The 15840-nt window shown below is 64.9% G+C and carries 11 protein-coding genes and 1 tRNA gene; 9 read left to right on the forward strand and 3 right to left on the reverse strand.

Features of this window, described 5'->3' with window-relative positions:
* The first annotated feature begins 18 nt into the window (after nucleotides 1-18).
* Entirely contained in the window at nucleotides 19-1389 is a 1371-nt protein-coding gene (locus DJ029_RS13690) for an aspartate aminotransferase family protein (RefSeq protein WP_112323050.1), read from the forward strand.
* A 131-nt stretch (nucleotides 1390-1520) separates the two neighbouring features.
* Nucleotides 1521-1594, forward strand: a tRNA-Gly gene (locus tag DJ029_RS13695).
* Between the two features lie 58 nt (nucleotides 1595-1652).
* Here DJ029_RS13695 and DJ029_RS13700 read toward each other — a convergent pair.
* Nucleotides 1653-3149, reverse strand: coding sequence for a M10 family metallopeptidase C-terminal domain-containing protein (locus DJ029_RS13700; protein ID WP_157966381.1), 1497 nt, complete (start codon nucleotides 3147-3149; stop codon nucleotides 1653-1655).
* 158 nt (nucleotides 3150-3307) lie between these two features.
* Here DJ029_RS13700 and DJ029_RS13705 point away from each other — a divergent pair, with 158 nt between their 5' ends.
* From DJ029_RS13705 to DJ029_RS13725, 5 genes are all read left to right on the forward strand, one after another.
* Nucleotides 3308-5104, forward strand: coding sequence for an ABC transporter transmembrane domain-containing protein (locus DJ029_RS13705; protein WP_112323052.1), 1797 nt, complete (start codon nucleotides 3308-3310; stop codon nucleotides 5102-5104).
* 101 nt (nucleotides 5105-5205) lie between these two features.
* On the forward strand, nucleotides 5206-7101 hold the full coding sequence (locus DJ029_RS13710; RefSeq protein WP_370445241.1) for an acyl-CoA synthetase: 1896 nt from the start codon (nucleotides 5206-5208) through the stop codon (nucleotides 7099-7101).
* Between the two features lie 411 nt (nucleotides 7102-7512).
* Nucleotides 7513-8499: a TAXI family TRAP transporter solute-binding subunit gene (locus DJ029_RS13715; RefSeq protein WP_157966382.1), complete on the forward strand. Its 987-nt coding sequence runs from the start codon at nucleotides 7513-7515 to the stop codon at nucleotides 8497-8499.
* 38 nt (nucleotides 8500-8537) lie between these two features.
* The gene (locus DJ029_RS13720; protein WP_112323055.1) at nucleotides 8538-10520 is read left to right on the forward strand and encodes a TRAP transporter permease; all 1983 of its coding nucleotides are present in this window, start codon (nucleotides 8538-8540) and stop codon (nucleotides 10518-10520) included.
* Nucleotides 10521-10633: 113 nt separating this feature from the next.
* Entirely contained in the window at nucleotides 10634-11425 is a 792-nt protein-coding gene (locus DJ029_RS13725) for an IclR family transcriptional regulator (protein WP_112323056.1), read from the forward strand.
* Between the two features lie 17 nt (nucleotides 11426-11442).
* Here the strand turns inward: DJ029_RS13725 and DJ029_RS13730 are convergent, their stop codons facing one another.
* Both DJ029_RS13730 and DJ029_RS13735 read right to left on the reverse strand, forming a co-directional pair.
* Nucleotides 11443-12330 carry a beta-keto acid cleavage family enzyme gene (locus DJ029_RS13730; protein ID WP_112323057.1) on the reverse strand — a complete coding sequence of 296 codons (888 nt, stop codon included), beginning with the start codon at nucleotides 12328-12330 and terminating at the stop codon, nucleotides 11443-11445.
* A complete protein-coding gene (locus tag DJ029_RS13735) occupies nucleotides 12327-13673 on the reverse strand; it encodes an aspartate aminotransferase family protein (RefSeq protein WP_112323353.1) in 1347 nt (448 codons plus the stop codon). The genes DJ029_RS13730 and DJ029_RS13735 overlap by 4 nt, the downstream gene beginning before the upstream one ends.
* Before the next feature lie 100 nt (nucleotides 13674-13773).
* Here DJ029_RS13735 and DJ029_RS13740 point away from each other — a divergent pair, with 100 nt between their 5' ends.
* Together DJ029_RS13740 and DJ029_RS13745 are read left to right on the forward strand one after the other, a co-directional pair.
* Complete coding sequence (locus tag DJ029_RS13740) at nucleotides 13774-14946, forward strand: CaiB/BaiF CoA transferase family protein (RefSeq protein WP_112323058.1); 1173 nt, start codon at nucleotides 13774-13776, stop codon at nucleotides 14944-14946.
* Nucleotides 14943-15839: an SMP-30/gluconolactonase/LRE family protein gene (locus DJ029_RS13745; protein WP_112323059.1), complete on the forward strand. Its 897-nt coding sequence runs from the start codon at nucleotides 14943-14945 to the stop codon at nucleotides 15837-15839. Before DJ029_RS13740 ends, DJ029_RS13745 begins: the two co-directional genes overlap by 4 nt.
* Nucleotide 15840: the final 1 nt, after the last annotated feature.

The raw sequence follows: 15840 nt of genomic DNA on the forward strand, positions 1-15840 counted from the left end.
GAATATAAAGGACGACCGATGCTTACCAACGACCAGCTCAGCGCGTGGGATCGCGAAAACTTCTTCCACCCCTCCACCCACCTCGGCGCCCATGCGCGCGGCGAAACGCCGACCCGCGTGATCACCGGCGGGGACGGTGTCTATATCACCGACCGGGACGGCAAGCGGATGCTTGACGCCTTTGCCGGGCTCTACTGCGTGAACGTGGGCTACGGCCGCCAGGAAATCGCCGAGGCGATCGCCGAGCAGGCCAGGGAACTGTCCTACTACCACTCCTACGTGGGCCACGGCACCGAGGCCTCGATCACGCTCTCCAAGATGATCATGGATCGCGCGCCCAAGGGCATGTCCAAGGTCTATTTCGGGCTGGGCGGCTCGGACGCGAACGAAACCAACGTGAAGCTGATCTGGTACTACAACAACATCCTCGGGCGGCCTGAGAAGAAGAAGATCATCTCGCGTTGGCGCGGCTATCACGGCTCGGGGCTGATGACTGGCTCGCTGACCGGGCTGAAGCTGTTCCACAACAAGTTCGACCTGCCGCTGGCCCAGGTGCTGCACACCGAAGCGCCCTACTACTACCGCCGCGACGACCTTAACCTGTCCGAGGAGCAGTTCACCGCCCACTGCGTGGCCGAACTTGAGGCCCTGATCGAGCGTGAGGGTGCCGACACCATCGCCGCCTTCATCGGTGAGCCCGCGCTCGGCACCGGGGGCCTCGTGCCGCCGCCCGCCGGCTACTGGGATGCGATCCAGGCCGTGCTGCAAAAGCACGACATCCTGCTGGTCGCGGATGAAGTCGTCACCGGTTTCGGCCGCCTCGGCACGATGTTCGGCTCGGACCACTACGGGATGCGCCCGGACCTGATCACCATCGCCAAGGGGCTGACTTCGGCCTATGCGCCGCTGTCCGGCTCCATCGTCAGCGACCGGATGTGGTCCGTTCTGATGCAGGGCACGGACGAAAACGGTCCCATCGGCCACGGCTGGACCTATTCCGCGCACCCCATCGGGGCTGCGGCGGGGATCGCCAACCTCAAGCTGATCGACGAGCTGGACCTCGTCGCCAACGCGGGCAGCACCGGGGCCTATTTCACCGGCGCGCTGAAGGATGCGCTGGGGGATCACGCGAAGGTCGGCGAAGTCCGGGGCGAGGGCCTGATGGCCGCGGTCGAGCTGGTGGCGGATCGCGACAGCCGCACCTATTTCGACGCCTCCGAAAAGGCGGGGGCGCGCGTGGTCGCAGCGCTGCTGGAGCAAGGCGTGATCGCCCGCGCGATGCCCGAAGGGGACATCATCGGCTTCGCACCGCCCCTGTGCATCACCCGCGAAGAGGCGGACATCGTGGTGGGCAAAATGGTCAAGGCGATGGACGCCGTCTTCAAGTGACCCCAACCGCGCGCCAGCCCCTCGCTGGCGCGCGGAAAACCCGGTCGGGCGGGCAGCCCCGAACAGGCCGCCCGCCTGCCACGATCCGCTTGACCCGCTGAATTCCATGACTTAAGCACCGGGGTGTCCGAGCGGGCGTTGTGTAATGGTAAGACCTCAGCCTTCCAAGCTGATGATACGGGTTCGATTCCCGTCGCCCGCTCCAAACTCCCTCCGCTACGCCGAGTCATCGCCGCGAAATGCGCTGCCGTAGGCCGTCCGCCTCAGACGAAACCGAACTCGAAATCCGCGTTGCTCAGGATGTTCGGGGCCACGTCGTGCAGGATGATCGTGGTATCGCCGAACGTGATCGTCGCGTCGCCCCCGGCATAGGCGATGCCCAGCTCCGAGATGTCGAGCGCGCCGTCCAAGATGCGGATCTTGTCCTCGCCATCGGTGAAATCGAAGATCCGGTTCGTCCCGTCCAGGCTGTCGAAATGGAACTCGTCGTTGCCAGCACCGCCGTGGATCTGGTCCTGGCCGTTGCCCGCGATGATCGTGTCGCGGCCGGGGCCGCCGAAGATCTTGTCCGCGCCATTGCCTGCGATGATCGTGTCGCGCCCGCTGCCGCCTTTCAGCTTGTCATTCCCAAGGCCGCCGTCGAGCAGGTCGTGGTTGCCGCCGCCGAACAGCTTGTCGCGCTGGTCGCCGCCGTGAAGCTCGTCCCTACCGCGCATACCCTTCAGGATGTCATAGCCGCCGTTGCCGTACAGCACGTTAGCGCGGGCGTTGCCGACGATGAAATCGTTGCCGCCGCCGCCGCTGGCATTCTCGATCAGGACGCCGTTCGCGATGGTGAAGCCGCCGTAGATCCCCGCCGCGCTGGAGGCGAGGCCACCGGCCCGCATCCCATCGGCGTAGTCCAGCGTGGCGGCGCGCAGCTGGATCTGAACGTCGCGCAATCCGGTATAGACGATCTCATCCGTGCCGCCCGCGTCCCAGATTGCCTTGTAATAGGTGCCCGCGCCGTTCACGTCCAGCAACACGTAGGTGTCGTTGCCGGTCGCCGTGGTCATGTTCGCCCCGTAGAGCGCCTGGAGCATGGCGATGTCGAAAGCGCCCATGACCCCGTAGCCATAGCCGTCCGCGCCCCAGCCGGTTGTGCGCTCTCCGATGTCGTCGATCTGTTGGGTGCGGTTGTATGACATCACGGTGTAGAGGTTCTGGTTCAGCCCGAAATCACCCGTCACCCAGGGAGAATCTACGCCCGGGAAGGTGGCGTAGCGATCATGGGGGTGCATGATCCCGACGTTGTGCAGGATCTCATGGATCACCGTGCGGTAGTTGAACCCGCCGTAGGTCAGGCCGTTGTCCTCAGGCGTCGGCCCGGTGCTGATGGCGTTCATGTTCATGAACACGCCCGGCCCATCAACGCCGTAGGAATAGCCCAGCACGTTGCCCGCCCCGCTGTAGGCCCAGAAATCGATGTCCGCCGCGACGCTTGGGCTGACCTCCGTGAAGCTCAGGTTGGTGATGGCCGAGATGTCGGCCAGTGCCAGGCGGATCGCGGCGGCAAGCTCGGGGGTGAAGGGGGCGGCCGTCTCTCCGGGGACGCTGACACCGGCGCCGGTATTCAGCGTGTAGGTCAGCGTCAGGGAATCCCACATCTCGAAGCGTTGGACGCCGCCCCATATTCCCGCGCTTGACGCCAATCCGGCGAGGAAGGGATTGGAGTCGACCTGCGTGGACGTGCTGATATTGGTGTAGGTCGCGTTTGCCATCTGGAAGCCTTGCATTCGGAGTGGGGCCGTTTCGAACATTTCTGTGGCGAGACTATGTTCGTGGGCGCTTCGCAAGGGGGACAAAACATCGCCTTGTCAGTTAACGGAGGGCTCAGTAGGTAGGCGCTGACTTGGGAAAACGCAGGAGTTGTGCAGGCATGAGCGATGCGAATAACGGCAAGGCGTCGCCGCAGGATCGGGCCAAATCGCGCAATTTCCGTGCGCTGGGCGGGCTTGCCCCGTTTTTGTCCCCGTATCGCGGGCTGATCGCGCTGTCCCTGCTGGCGCTGACCGTCACGGCGGCGCTGTCGCTGATCCTGCCGCTGGCGGTGCGCCGGGTCGTTGACGAGTTCAACGGCGGGGACGTGGTGCTGATGGACGCCTATTTCGCCGCCGCCGTGGGCATTGCGGCGCTGCTCGCGCTGGGCAGCGCGTTCCGCTACTACCTCGTGACCCGTCTTGGTGAGCGCGTGGTGGCCGACATCCGCCTTGCCGTCTATCGCCGCGTTATCGGGATGAGCCCGGCCTTCTTCGAGCGGATCATGACGGGCGAGGTGCTCAGCCGCCTGACCACGGACACCACGCTGATCCTGTCGGTGATCGGCTCGTCCGTCTCCATCGCGCTCAGGATGTTCCTGACGCTGATCGGCGGGCTGATCTTCATGTTCATCACCTCGGTCAAGCTGGCGGGGTTGGTGCTGCTGCTGGTGCCGGTGGTGGTGCTGCCGATCATCTTCCTTGGCCGGCGTGTGCGCAAACTCAGCCGCGTGGCCCAGGACCGGATCGCCGAAAGCTCGGGGCAGGCTTCCGAAACGCTGCTGGCGGTGCAGACGGTGCAGGCCTACACCCACGAACAGGTCTCGCGCGGGGCCTTCACGACGCTGACCGAGGCCGCCTTCGACGCCGCGCGGCAGCGGATCAAGGTGCGCTCGGTGATGAGCGCGATGGTTATCTTCTTCATGTTCACCGGCGTTGTCGGCGTGCTCTGGATCGGGGCGCGCGACGTGCGCGACGACCTGATGACCGCCGGGCAACTGGTGCAGTTCGTCATCTACGCGGTGATGGTCGCGGGCGCGGTCGCTGCCCTGTCGGAAATCTGGGGCGAGTTGCAGCGCGCCTCCGGCGCGACGGAGCGCCTGGTAGAGCTGCTGAACCTGCGCGACAGTATCGAGGACCCGGCCCAGCCGAAAACTCTGCCCACGCCGGTCCGCGGCGAGATCGCCTTTGACGGCGTCGGCTTCCGCTACCCCGCGCGCCCCGACATCCCCGCGATCGAGGATTTCAACCTGACCGTGGCCGAGGGCGAAACCGTCGCCCTCGTCGGCCCGTCGGGTGCGGGCAAGACCACCGTCTTCCAGTTGCTGATGCGTTTCTTTGACACCGACACCGGCACCGTGCGGCTGGACGGGGTGCCCATCACCGAGCTTGCCCGCGAGGAGCTGCGCCGCCATTTCGCGCTGGTCCCGCAGGAGCCTGTGATTTTCGCCGCCTCGGCGCGCGAAAACATCCGCTTCGGGCGCCCCGACGCGAGTGACGCGGAAATCGAGGCGGCCGCCAAGGCGGCAGCGGCCCATGACTTCCTGTCCGCGCTGCCCGAAGGCTATGACACCTACGTGGGTGAGCGCGGCGTGATGCTGTCGGGCGGGCAGAAACAGCGCATCGCCATCGCCCGCGCGATCCTGCGCGACGCCCCCGTGCTTCTGCTGGACGAGGCGACCTCGGCGCTGGATGCGCAAAGCGAACGCGCGGTGCAGGAGGCGGTCGAGCAGCTTGCCCAGGGGCGCACCACGCTGATCATCGCGCACCGCCTGGCCACCGTGAAGAAGGCGGACCGCATCGTGGTGATGGAAGGCGGTCGGATCGTCGCCACCGGCACCCACGACTCGCTGGTCGCTCAGGGCGGGCTCTATGCGCAGTTGGCGCGGCTTCAGTTTACCGACGGTCAAGCCGCCTGAAGTATCGATCAGGCTTGAACGCAACGGCCCAGACCGTATCGTGACACAAAGAATACTGTGCGGCGGCCGCGCGAACGGCCCCGCCAACGGAGGACATGCGCGTGACCCAGATCGCCACGCTGGCCGATACCAAGGCCATCGAAGCCCGGACCCCGGTGGACCAGCTGTGGAGCGCGCGCTCGCTCTACCAGCAGCTTGAGCAGACCGCCGCCCGCTTCGGCGACCGACCGGCGATTTCCTTCCAGATCAAGTCTGGCCCCCGTGACAAGCGAAAGACGCTCACCTGGGCCGATTTCAAGGCGCGGGTGACCCAAGGGGCGAACCTGTTCCGCCGCATCGGCATCAGCGACCATGACGTGATCGCCTACGTGCTGCCCAACTGTAACGAGACCGCGATCAGCCTGCTGGCCGGGGCGACGGCGGGGATCGTCGCGCCGATCAACCCGCTGCTCTCGGCGGACAAGATCGCCGCGATCCTGCATGAAACCGGTGCGAAGGCCGTGGTCACGCTGGCGCCGCTTCCGAAGTCGGATCTGAACGCGAAGGTGGCTGCGGCGGTGGCCAAGGCCGGACATGTGCACACCATCCTTGAGGTGGACCTGATGCACTACCTCAGCGCGCCCACAAGCTGGGTGGCAAAGCTGATCCGCCCCCGCGCGGCCGCCGGTCATTCGGCGAACGTGATGGATTTCAACCTGTCCCTGAAGGGCGAAAGCAGCGATGCCCTGGCCTTTGACGAGCCGCTGGACGACCGGATCTGCGCCTATTTCCACACCGGCGGCACGACGGGCATGCCGAAGGTGGCGCGCCACCGCGCCTCGGGCATCCTGTACAACGGGTGGTGCGGCAAGACCTACATGTTCGACCAGAACGACGTACTGATGTGCCCGTTGCCGTTGTTCCACGTGCTGGCCGCGTACCCCCTGATGATGAGCTGCCTGATGAGCGGTGCGCATATGGTCATGCCCACGCCGCAGGGCTATCGCGGCGAAGGGGTGATGGACAACTTCTGGAAGCTGGTGGAGCGCTACAAGGCGACCTTCATCATCATCGTGCCCACCGCCGCCGCCGCGCTGATGCAGCGCAAGGTCGACGCCGACGTCTCCTCGCTAAAGTCCGCGATCTGCGGCTCGGCACCGCTGCCGGTGGAGCTGTTTAAACGGTTCGAGGCCGCGACCGGGCTGAAGATCTATGAAGGCTACGGCATGACGGAGGCGACCTGCCTCGTCTCCATCAACCCGCCTGACGGCGAGCGGCGCATCGGCTCCGTCGGCTTTCCCTTCCCGCACACGGACGTAAAGATCCTCGAGTGCGACGCCAGCGGTGCGATCCTAAAGGAATGCGGCATCGACGAGGTGGGCGAGATCTGCGTCTCCAACCCCGGCGTGATCGTCGGCGCGACCTATACCGACGACGGCAAGAACGCCGGCCTGTTCGCGGGCGGCACCCATCTGCGCACCGGGGATCTGGGCCGGATCGACGCGGACGGATACCTCTGGATCACCGGCCGGGCGAAGGACCTGATCATCCGGGGCGGGCACAACATCGACCCCGCGGTGATCGAGGATGCTCTGATCGCCCACCCCGACGTGGCCTTCGTCGGCGCGATCGGCCAGCCCGACGCCAAGGCGGGCGAGGTGCCCGCCGCCTACGTCGAATTGCGCGAAGGCGCGACGCTGGGCGCGGACGAGCTGAAGGCCCACGCGCGCGACAACATCGGTGAGCGGGCCGCGATCCCGAAATACATCGAGGTGCTGGACGAACTCCCCAAGACGGCCGTCGGCAAGGTGTTCAAACCCGACCTGCGCCGCCTGGCGATCACCCGCGTCTACAACGCCGCGCTCGAACAGGCGGGCGTGCCGGTCAGCGTCGAGCGGGTGGTCGAGGACAAGAAGCTTGGGCTGGTCGCCCATCTGCGCGCCACCGGGCAGGTTGGCGACGACACGATCGACGCCGTGCTCGGCAGCTTCACCACCCCCTGGGCGTGGAGCGACTGACCCCGACCCTGTCCCGCGCCGCAGGGCAAGGCGCCGAGCGGATTGCCGGCTGGGCGTGATCTGCGGTTTTCCTGCCCATTTGCTGGCCATTCTTCCCCATGGATACCGGGCGGTGTCACGGGCCGATTGCATCGGCCCCCGGTCGCCTTGCGATCATGCACGTCCGCAGCTGCTTCCAATGGCAGGGGCGGGGCGCTCCGTCGTGCTCGGACATCCGGCGGTCGCGCAGGCGTCAGGGAACCAGCGGCGCAGCCGGACGTGCGGGCGCTGCTGGAGGCGGCAAGTTCGTGACAATATGCAAAACGCAGTTTGACATACAAAACAATTGGCGTATAAATGGAGGCGTTAAAGACACCAATTCCACACCGGCATCCTGCAATTGCCGGGTACAATCTTCAGGGAGTTCTACGCATGCGTATAGTCAAAACCTTGGAAGCGGTGGCGTTCGCGGCTGCTGTCAGCCTTGCCGGTCCAGTCTCGGCCCAGACCGAGACACATGATATTGCGACCTTCATCTCGGGCGGGCCGACGGGAACGTGGTACCCCACCGCGGCGATGGTTTCCGACATGGTCAACGAGTCCTACCTCGGCCAGCCGATGACGACGATTCCGGGCAAGGGCGCGGTCGGCAACCCGTTGGCGGTCGCCAGTGGCGGCGCGCAGTTCGGCCTGTCCTACGGCCCCTTTTTGAAGCTGGCCTATGAGGGCGGCAACGAAGTCTATGAAGGGGAAGGGTTTAGCAACCTGCGCGCCGTGGCCAACCTGGTTCCGAACACCGTCCAACTCGTGGTCGCGGAGGATGTCGATATCGATATCCTGTCCAAGCTGAAGGACGGCGCCACCGTGCGGATCGGTGTCGGGCAGAAGGGGTCGTCCAACTTCTTCGCCCAGGAAAAGATCCTGATGGAGTACGGCTACGACTACGAAAGCCTGGAAGCGCAGGGAAGCGCCGTCGTCCAGGGTGCGCAGGAGGGGTTGAACGACGCCTTCGCGAACCGCCAGATCGACATCTACACCAATACCGTGGGCACCAATTCCGGGGACATGCAGCAAGCGGTCGCCGCGCGGAACGGCCGCCTCATGCCGTTGCCGCAGAACGTGCGCGACGCACTGGTCAACACCTGGGGCTACGCACCCTCGGTGATACCGGCGGGAACCTATGACGGCCAGGATGAGGATATTCCCACCGTGAACCTCTCGACGGTCATCCTGACAACGGCGGAAATGGACGATGAAATCGTCTACCGCGCGGTGAAGGCCATTGCCGAAAACCATGACCGCATGATCGAGGCCTACGGCGGTTTCGAGCGCTGGAAGCCCGAGGACATCCACGTGGGCCTGCCGATCGAGATCCATCCCGGTGCCGTGAAGTACTTCAAAGAACGCGGCTGGATGTAACCTCGGAACGCGCGTGAGGAACAGGAAGGGGCGCAGCGATGAGGCGCCCCTTCGTCATAGACGGGAACGCAATGCTGAAATCCTATTACACCCAAAGCGCTGACGATCGCACACATACGTTTCCGGCCGAACAGCGCCAGCTGAACGGCTGGCTTCGCGTCGCGGTGACACTGGTCTGCTCGGTCCTGACCCTGCTGACGCTGTATTTCGCCTTCACCATCGCCCCCGACCAGATCGAGGCGCGCAGCCTGTTCCTGGCCTTCACCATACCGCTGACGATGCTGCTGTATCCGGCACTGGTGTCGCGGCACTCAAGGCCGCCCTCTGCTCTGGACTGGCTGCTGGCGGCGGCGGCGCTCGCCGCGTTCTCCTTTGCATTCTTTCGCGCCGATGCGTGGCTGGACCGTTTCGTCGGATATGACGCGGTGCCACCGCTCGACATGGCCATGGGGATCATTGCCCTTCTGACCGTGTTCGAGGCGACGCGGCGCAGCGTCGGCCCGACAATCGTCGTACTGAACCTTGTCTTCATCGGCTATGCGCTGACCGGCCCGATCTGGCCGGGAATATTCCAGCACGGCGGGATGAGCCCCACGCGCTTCATCGAGACGATGTATATGGATGCGGAAGGTATCTTCAACTTCATCACCGGGCTGATCGCCACCTTCATCTTCACCTTCCTGATGTTCGGCGTCTTCCTGCGGCTCAGCGGCGGTGACAGGGTGTTCACCGACTTTGCCGCCGCCATTTCGGGGCATCGCCGTGGCGGGCCGGCGAAAGTGGCGGTCATCAGCTCGGCGCTGATGGGGATGTTGTCGGGCAGCTCGATCTCCAACGTGTCGACCACGGGGGCGATGACGATCCCGATGATGAAACGCCTCGGCTTTCGCAACTACGAGGCCGCCGCGATCGAGGTCGTCTCTTCCGTCGGGGGCGGGCTCATGCCGCCGTTGATGGGCACCGGCGTTTTCGTGATGTCCAGCCTGACCAACATGCCGCTGGTCGAGATCCTGCTCTACTCGATGGGGCCGGCGCTGCTATATTACGCGGCGATCTATTTCTACGTGGACTTCAAGGCGGCGCAGCGCGGGCTTGCCGGGGTGCCGCGGGACCAGTTGCCCAGCCTTGGCGCGGTGTTGCGCGAAGGGGGGCATATCTTCGTGCCGATCTTCGTGCTGATCGCGCTGCTGCTGATGAAGTTCACGCCCTTCTATGCCTCCGCCGCCTGTGTCGTGATGACCGTGGTGATCAGCTACGTGCGCCGACGGACCCGCATCACGCCCGCCAAGCTGCTGACCGGGCTGGAGGCAAGCGCCCGCGTCGTGCTGACTATCGCGGCGCTGATCACCAGCGCGGCGATCATCTATGCGGTCATCGTCCACACCGGGCTGCTGAATAAGGTCACATCGATCCTTGTCGACGCCTCGGGGGGCAACCTGATCATCGCTGTGATCCTGATCGGCATCATGTCCTATGTCATCGGTATGGGCCTGCCGGTAACCGCGTCCTACGTGATCATTGCCGCCCTTGGCGCGAGCGCCTTGCAGAACATGGGTCTGTCGGTGCTTGCGGCGCATCTGATCATTTTCTGGTTCGCCCAGGACAGTACGATCACGCCGCCGATCTGCATGACCGCCTTCGTCGGCGCGCGCATCGCCGGGGCGCCGCCAATGCGCACGGGGTGGGAGTCCATGAAGATCGCCAAAGCGCTTTACATCGTTCCGTTCATGTTCGCGTTCTCAAGCCTGCTGGACCCGTCCATCGGTGAAATCGTCTTCGACGTGGCGATCGGCCTTGTGATGTTCTACGTGCTGCCGATTGCCATCGGGGGCTATTGGCGCGGACCGATCAACCCGCTCGGGCGGCTGGGCTTCGCGCTGGCGGGCTGCCTGCTGTTCTGGGCGACGATCGGGCCCTGGTCGGCCTCCCTACTGCCGCTGGCAGGTGCCTTCTCTGTGCTGGCGCTGTCGGTGGTCTACGCCACCCGCATGGCGCGTGCCGATATCCATGCAAAGGTCTGACGGGAAAGGGGCAGGGGCATTTGATAGCGCCGAGGGCAGCACTCTCATTGGTTGCACAAGGCGTGTTAGTCGATAAAACGAAGGAAGCCGCAAAACGGGACGTCGATACAGACATGAAGAAAGCCGTGAACCACGATGTCTATTTTGTGCCGGGCCTTTTCCGCGGACTGAGGATCCTTGAAATCCTAGGTTCTGCCGATGCCCCGATGTCCCTCAGCGAGATTGGCGAGGCGATCGGCCTGAGCCGCTCCTCGGCGTTCCGCCTGGTCTATACCCTGCGGCACATGGGCTTCCTGAGAGAGGGTGAGCAGAAAAACACCTATACGCTGGGCGCAAGGGTACTCAACCTTGGGTTTGCTTATCTTCACCAGCAGCCGATCACCGCGATCGCCAGGCCGCATCTTGCGGACCTGCGCGACCTGACCGGGATCAGTTCCCACCTGTCCGTGCTCGAAGGGTTGGATGTCCTCTACCTCGGCAGTCACCAGGCGCGGACCGGCTTTGTCAGCAACATGGTCACGGGAACACGCCAGCGGGCGTTCAGTTCCGCGATCGGCTGGTGCCTGCTCGGTGACATGAGCGACGAGGAGCTTGAGGCTTTCTGCGACATGCAGGAAATGACCGCGGTCACGGAACACACGCCTACCACCTTTGCCGCCCTGCGCGAAAGGGTGGTGCAGGCCCGGGAGCAGGGCTACATCATCTCGCGCGGGTTCGGAGAGCCGGGCGGCTCCAGCGTGTCTGTCCCGGTGCGCGACAACAGCCGCGCCATCGTTGCCTGCGTGAATATCTCCGGGCCGGACAGCGGGTTCGATTTCGAACGCCTGGACGGCCTCTACGTGCCGGCGGTGCGGGAAACGGCGCTGAAAATCTCGCGCGAGCTGGGCTACGCCGGGCCGGGCTAAGGGCGGCGCACCTGCTATCAGCTCCCGCTGCCCAGCCCGAGGATCGCGCGCGCTTCGATAGGGTTGGCGAGGGTTCCGCCAAGGTTTTCAACGATGCCCCTGGCCTTGGTGACCAGTTGAGCGTTCGATGTGCAATGCTCGCCGGCGCCGATATAGGCCGTGTCCTCCATGCCGATGCGCACATGCCCACCCAGCAGATACGCCTGCGCCAGCATCGGGAAGGCCATGCGCCCGATCCCGAAGGCGGCCCAGATCGTTCCGGGCGGAAGCTGGCTGACGAAATACGCCATGGTCTGCGGGTTCGCGACAGCGCCGAAACGCACGCCCAGCACGATCTGCACGATCAGCGGCGTGCTCAGCGCGCCGTTTTGCACGAAGTCCTTGGCAAGGTGCAGGTCACCGGAATCGAAGATTTCGATCTCGGGCGTCACGCCCGCGTCGGCGATCCGCTGAGCCATGATCCGCAGGTTGCGCGGGCTGTTGATGACCGAGGCCTGCCCCGACCACATCGTGTTGAAATCAAGCGTGCAAAGCTCCGGGCGCAGGTCTTCGACGTGACGAACCCGTTCTTCGGGCGTGCAAAGGGTGGAGCCTGCCGCCGCGACCCTCGGATCATCGTCGGATGGCACGAAACGCCCGCCTTCCCCCGTGGTCAGGTTCAGGATCACGTCCTCGTTCTGTGCGCGGATACGCTCGACCACCTCGCGGTAGAGGTCGAGCCGCATGGACCCCTTAGCCGTTTGCGGATCGCGCACATGCAGATGCACGATGGAGGCCCCGGCTTCGGCGGCCCCAAGGGCCGAGGTGGCGATTTCCTCCGGGGTGACCGGCAGGTGGGGGCTGATCTCGCGCGTCATCAGGTTGCCGGTGATGGCGGCGGTCAGGATTGTCCTTGTCTTGCTCATGAGAATGGAACGGCCTTCTCCAGTACTGAATCGATGACATCCCCGATCGTCCCGACGATCAGGTCGATTTCCTCGGCGGTTGAGGTGTAGGCCGGGGCGAGCAGCACATGATCGCCGTTCAAGCCGTCAGCACAGCCCTGTGAGGGGTAGCAGATCAGTCCCGCCTCCAGTGCGGCGGTCCGTATCTTCGGCGCGATGGACAGGCTGGCGTCGAATGGGGCCTTGCTGGTCCGGTCGCGCACAATCTCCACGCTCCAGAACAGGCCACGGCCGCGTATGTCCCCGACGTGGGGGTTCTGGCCAAGGCGCTCGTTCAGCGCCGCGCTCAGCTGGTCGCCGCGTTTCACGACGTTCTCAAGCAGGTTGTTGTCCTCGATATAGCGCAATACCGCCAGCGCGCCGGCGGCGGCGATGGCGTGGGACATGTAGGTGTGTCCGTTCCAGAGTGTGCCGCTGTTCTCCGCGATCATTCCGGTGACCTTCTCGGCGGCCATGACGGCGGCGATCGGCTGGTAACCGGCGCCGAGGCCCTTGGCCATGGTCGTGATATCGGCGGCGATGCCTTCCTGTTCCAGCGCGAAGCAGGTGCCGGTCCGGCCGATCCCGCACATCACCTCGTCAGCGATCAGCAACACGCCGTGCCGATCGCAGATATCGCGGATGCGCGCGAAATATCCCGCCGGGGCGGGCTGCGAGCCGAGCGACGCGCCGACAACCGGCTCGGCAACGAAGGCCGCGACGGTTTCCGGCCCGAGGTCCTGGATCTTCTGTTCCAGCAGTGCCGCCATTCGTGCGGCGAAGGCGTCTTCCGTTTCCGCGGCATGACGCTGGCGGTAGTCATAGGCCGCGTCGATATGGGCCACGTCGATCAGCAGTGGCGCAAAGGGTTTGCGCCGCGCGGCGTGGCCGCCGGTGGCCAGCGCGACCAGCGTATTACCATGATAGCTGGGCGCGCGCGCGATCAGCTTCGAGCGGGAGGGCTGACGGTTTTCCACGTGGTACTGGCGCGCCAGTTTGATCGCCGCTTCCATCGCCTCGGATCCGCTGCCAAGAAACATCACCCTCCCGTCGCCGGTGCCGGGCGGCGCGCGCTGGACCAGAAAGGCGGCAAGATCCTCTGCCGGTTGATTGGTGAAATAGCTTGAATGCGCGAAGGCAAGCCTTTCGAGTTGCTTGGAAATCGCGCTTCTCACGCTTGCGTTGCTATGCCCGAGGCAGGACACGGCCGCGCCGCCTGAGGCATCCAGGTATCGTTTCCCGTCCGCATCGATCAGGTAATTCCCCTCCCCATGGGTGACGGTCAGGGGTGTCGATGTAAGGGTGCGGTGGAGGACATAACTCAAAGCATCTTCGCCTTGCATGTAAAACTGTGTTTTGTATATTAGACAACAGATCGAGAGATAAGACAAGTCTCCCGTCCCGCAACAACCAGGCGAGGCAGCAATGGACCCGGCGCTCAAGGGAGTAAAAGTCATCGAGCTGTCACAGGTGCTGGCAGGGCCGTTCTGCGGATACCAGCTGGCGCTGCTCGGTGCGGATGTCATCAAGGTGGAATCCCCCTCCGCCCCGGATTGCGCGCGCGGGCGCGGGGTGGACGCGGCGCTGAACGCGGCCGGGCGTGGGCTGACCTACCAGGTACAGGGTGGCAACAAGCGCTCGTTGGCCATCGACCTGGACACCGCGGCGGGACGCGAAGCACTGCTACGGCTCGCCCGGGGTGCCGACGTGGTGCTTGAGAATTACACCACTGGCGCGCTGGACAGGATGGGACTTGGATACGAGGATCTTCGCAAGGTGAACCCGGCCATCATACAGTGTTCGATCACCGGCTATGGCGACAGCGGGCCGAAGGCGGCGAGGGGGGCCTATGACAACACGATCCAGGCGGCCAGCGGGTTGGTCATGCAAAGCGGTGGAACCAAGGCGGGGGTGTCCTTCGTGGATTACGCGGCCGGATACGCGGCCGCCTTCGCAATCGCGGCCGCGCTGGTGCAGCGTGCCGGAACCGGGCAGGGTAACTGCATCAGCGTCTCCATGCTGGAAGTCGCCATGTCCCTGATGGCCCCCGAAGCTGCCGCCGCGCAACTGCCCGGATCCCATGCCAAGCCCGCCGAGGCGGGCATCGGCTGCTTCGAGACGCGCTCAGCGCGGATCATGCTCGGGGCGTTCAAGCCGGATCAGTACCGCAAGCTGAGTCGGTGCCTGAAAGGGGAGGGGGTCGATATCCCCGAACTGTCCGAAATCCGCGGCTGGCCGGACGTCTGGCGCCACTCCCCCCGGCTGTCGGAGCAGCTTCGATCCGTGTTCCTCCAAAGGCCGGCGGAGGATTGGGTGCCGATCCTGGTGCGCCACGACATCCCGGTGGAAATCGTGGTCCCGCTCAGCGAAGCGGTCGAGGATCCGCAGCTTGCGGCGCGCGGCTATTTCCAGCGGATTCCGTCGGCGGAGAACCCCGATGTCGTCTTGCCGGAGGCGGCTTTCCGGATGCGCCACGGTAGCCCGGCGCTGCACACGCCGCCGCCCGCGCTCGGGGCGCATACGCGTGAAATCCTGCAGGAGGCGGGCTATTCGCATGCCGAGGTTCAGGCACTGATCGAAGATGGGGTCGTCGCATGATTCCCGCCCCGATCAGCATCCTCGCGGAGGCGGCGTTCCGCTTGCCTGAGGCTCTGCACCATCGTGGCCCGCCGTCAGCATGGGCGCGAATGACCCGCCCGGGCCAGCCGATGCACTCGTTTCTCGAGGCGGCGGTCTTTGACGGCGAGGGCAACCTGTGGCTGTCCGACGTGCCCTGTGGCCGGGTGTTCCGGATCTCGCCCGGCGGGGACTGGAGCGTCGTCCATGAATATTCCGGCGCGCCGCATGCCATGGCGATCGCGCCCGGTGACCGACACCTGGCCGTCGACTACCATCACGGCCTGATCGAGCTGACCGGGACGGACTCGTATACCGTTCTCAGCACCGGGCTTCCCGGACAGCCGTTCCTGGGGCTGTCGGACATGTGCTTTTCAGACGACGGCACACTTTGGTTCACCGACAGCGGGCGCAGCAGCCTGTCGGCACCTGTTGGCCGGGTCTATCGCCGGGACGCGGGCGGAAAGCTGCGATTGGTTCTGGATTGCATGCCCTATTCCAACGGCATCTGCCTATCCGCAGATGGCAAATGGGTCTACGTCGCCGCGACCCGCGCCAACCAGGTCTGGCGCTTTTCGGCTGACGTGCCGGACTCCGGGCCGCCGATGGTAGGTACGTTCCTGCAACTGTCCGGCGGCCTCGGGCCCGATGGGCTGGCGGCGAATGCCCTTGGTTGGCTGGCCGTCGCGCAGGCGCAGGCGGGCCGGGCCTATGTCTTCTCCGCGCTCGGCGACCCGCTTGCGGTCGTTCACCTGCCCGAGGGGTTGTGGACGACCTCCGTGGCGTTTCATCCCGAAAATCCCCGGCTGCTTTACGTGGTCGACGCACAGTTCGGCGCGGTCTTTAGCGCAAACCTCGAAAAGGCAGGCAAGTGAC

The organism is Oceanibium sediminis, from assembly GCF_003265325.1.
Taxonomy (GTDB): Bacteria; Pseudomonadota; Alphaproteobacteria; order Rhodobacterales; family Rhodobacteraceae; genus Halovulum; species Halovulum sediminis.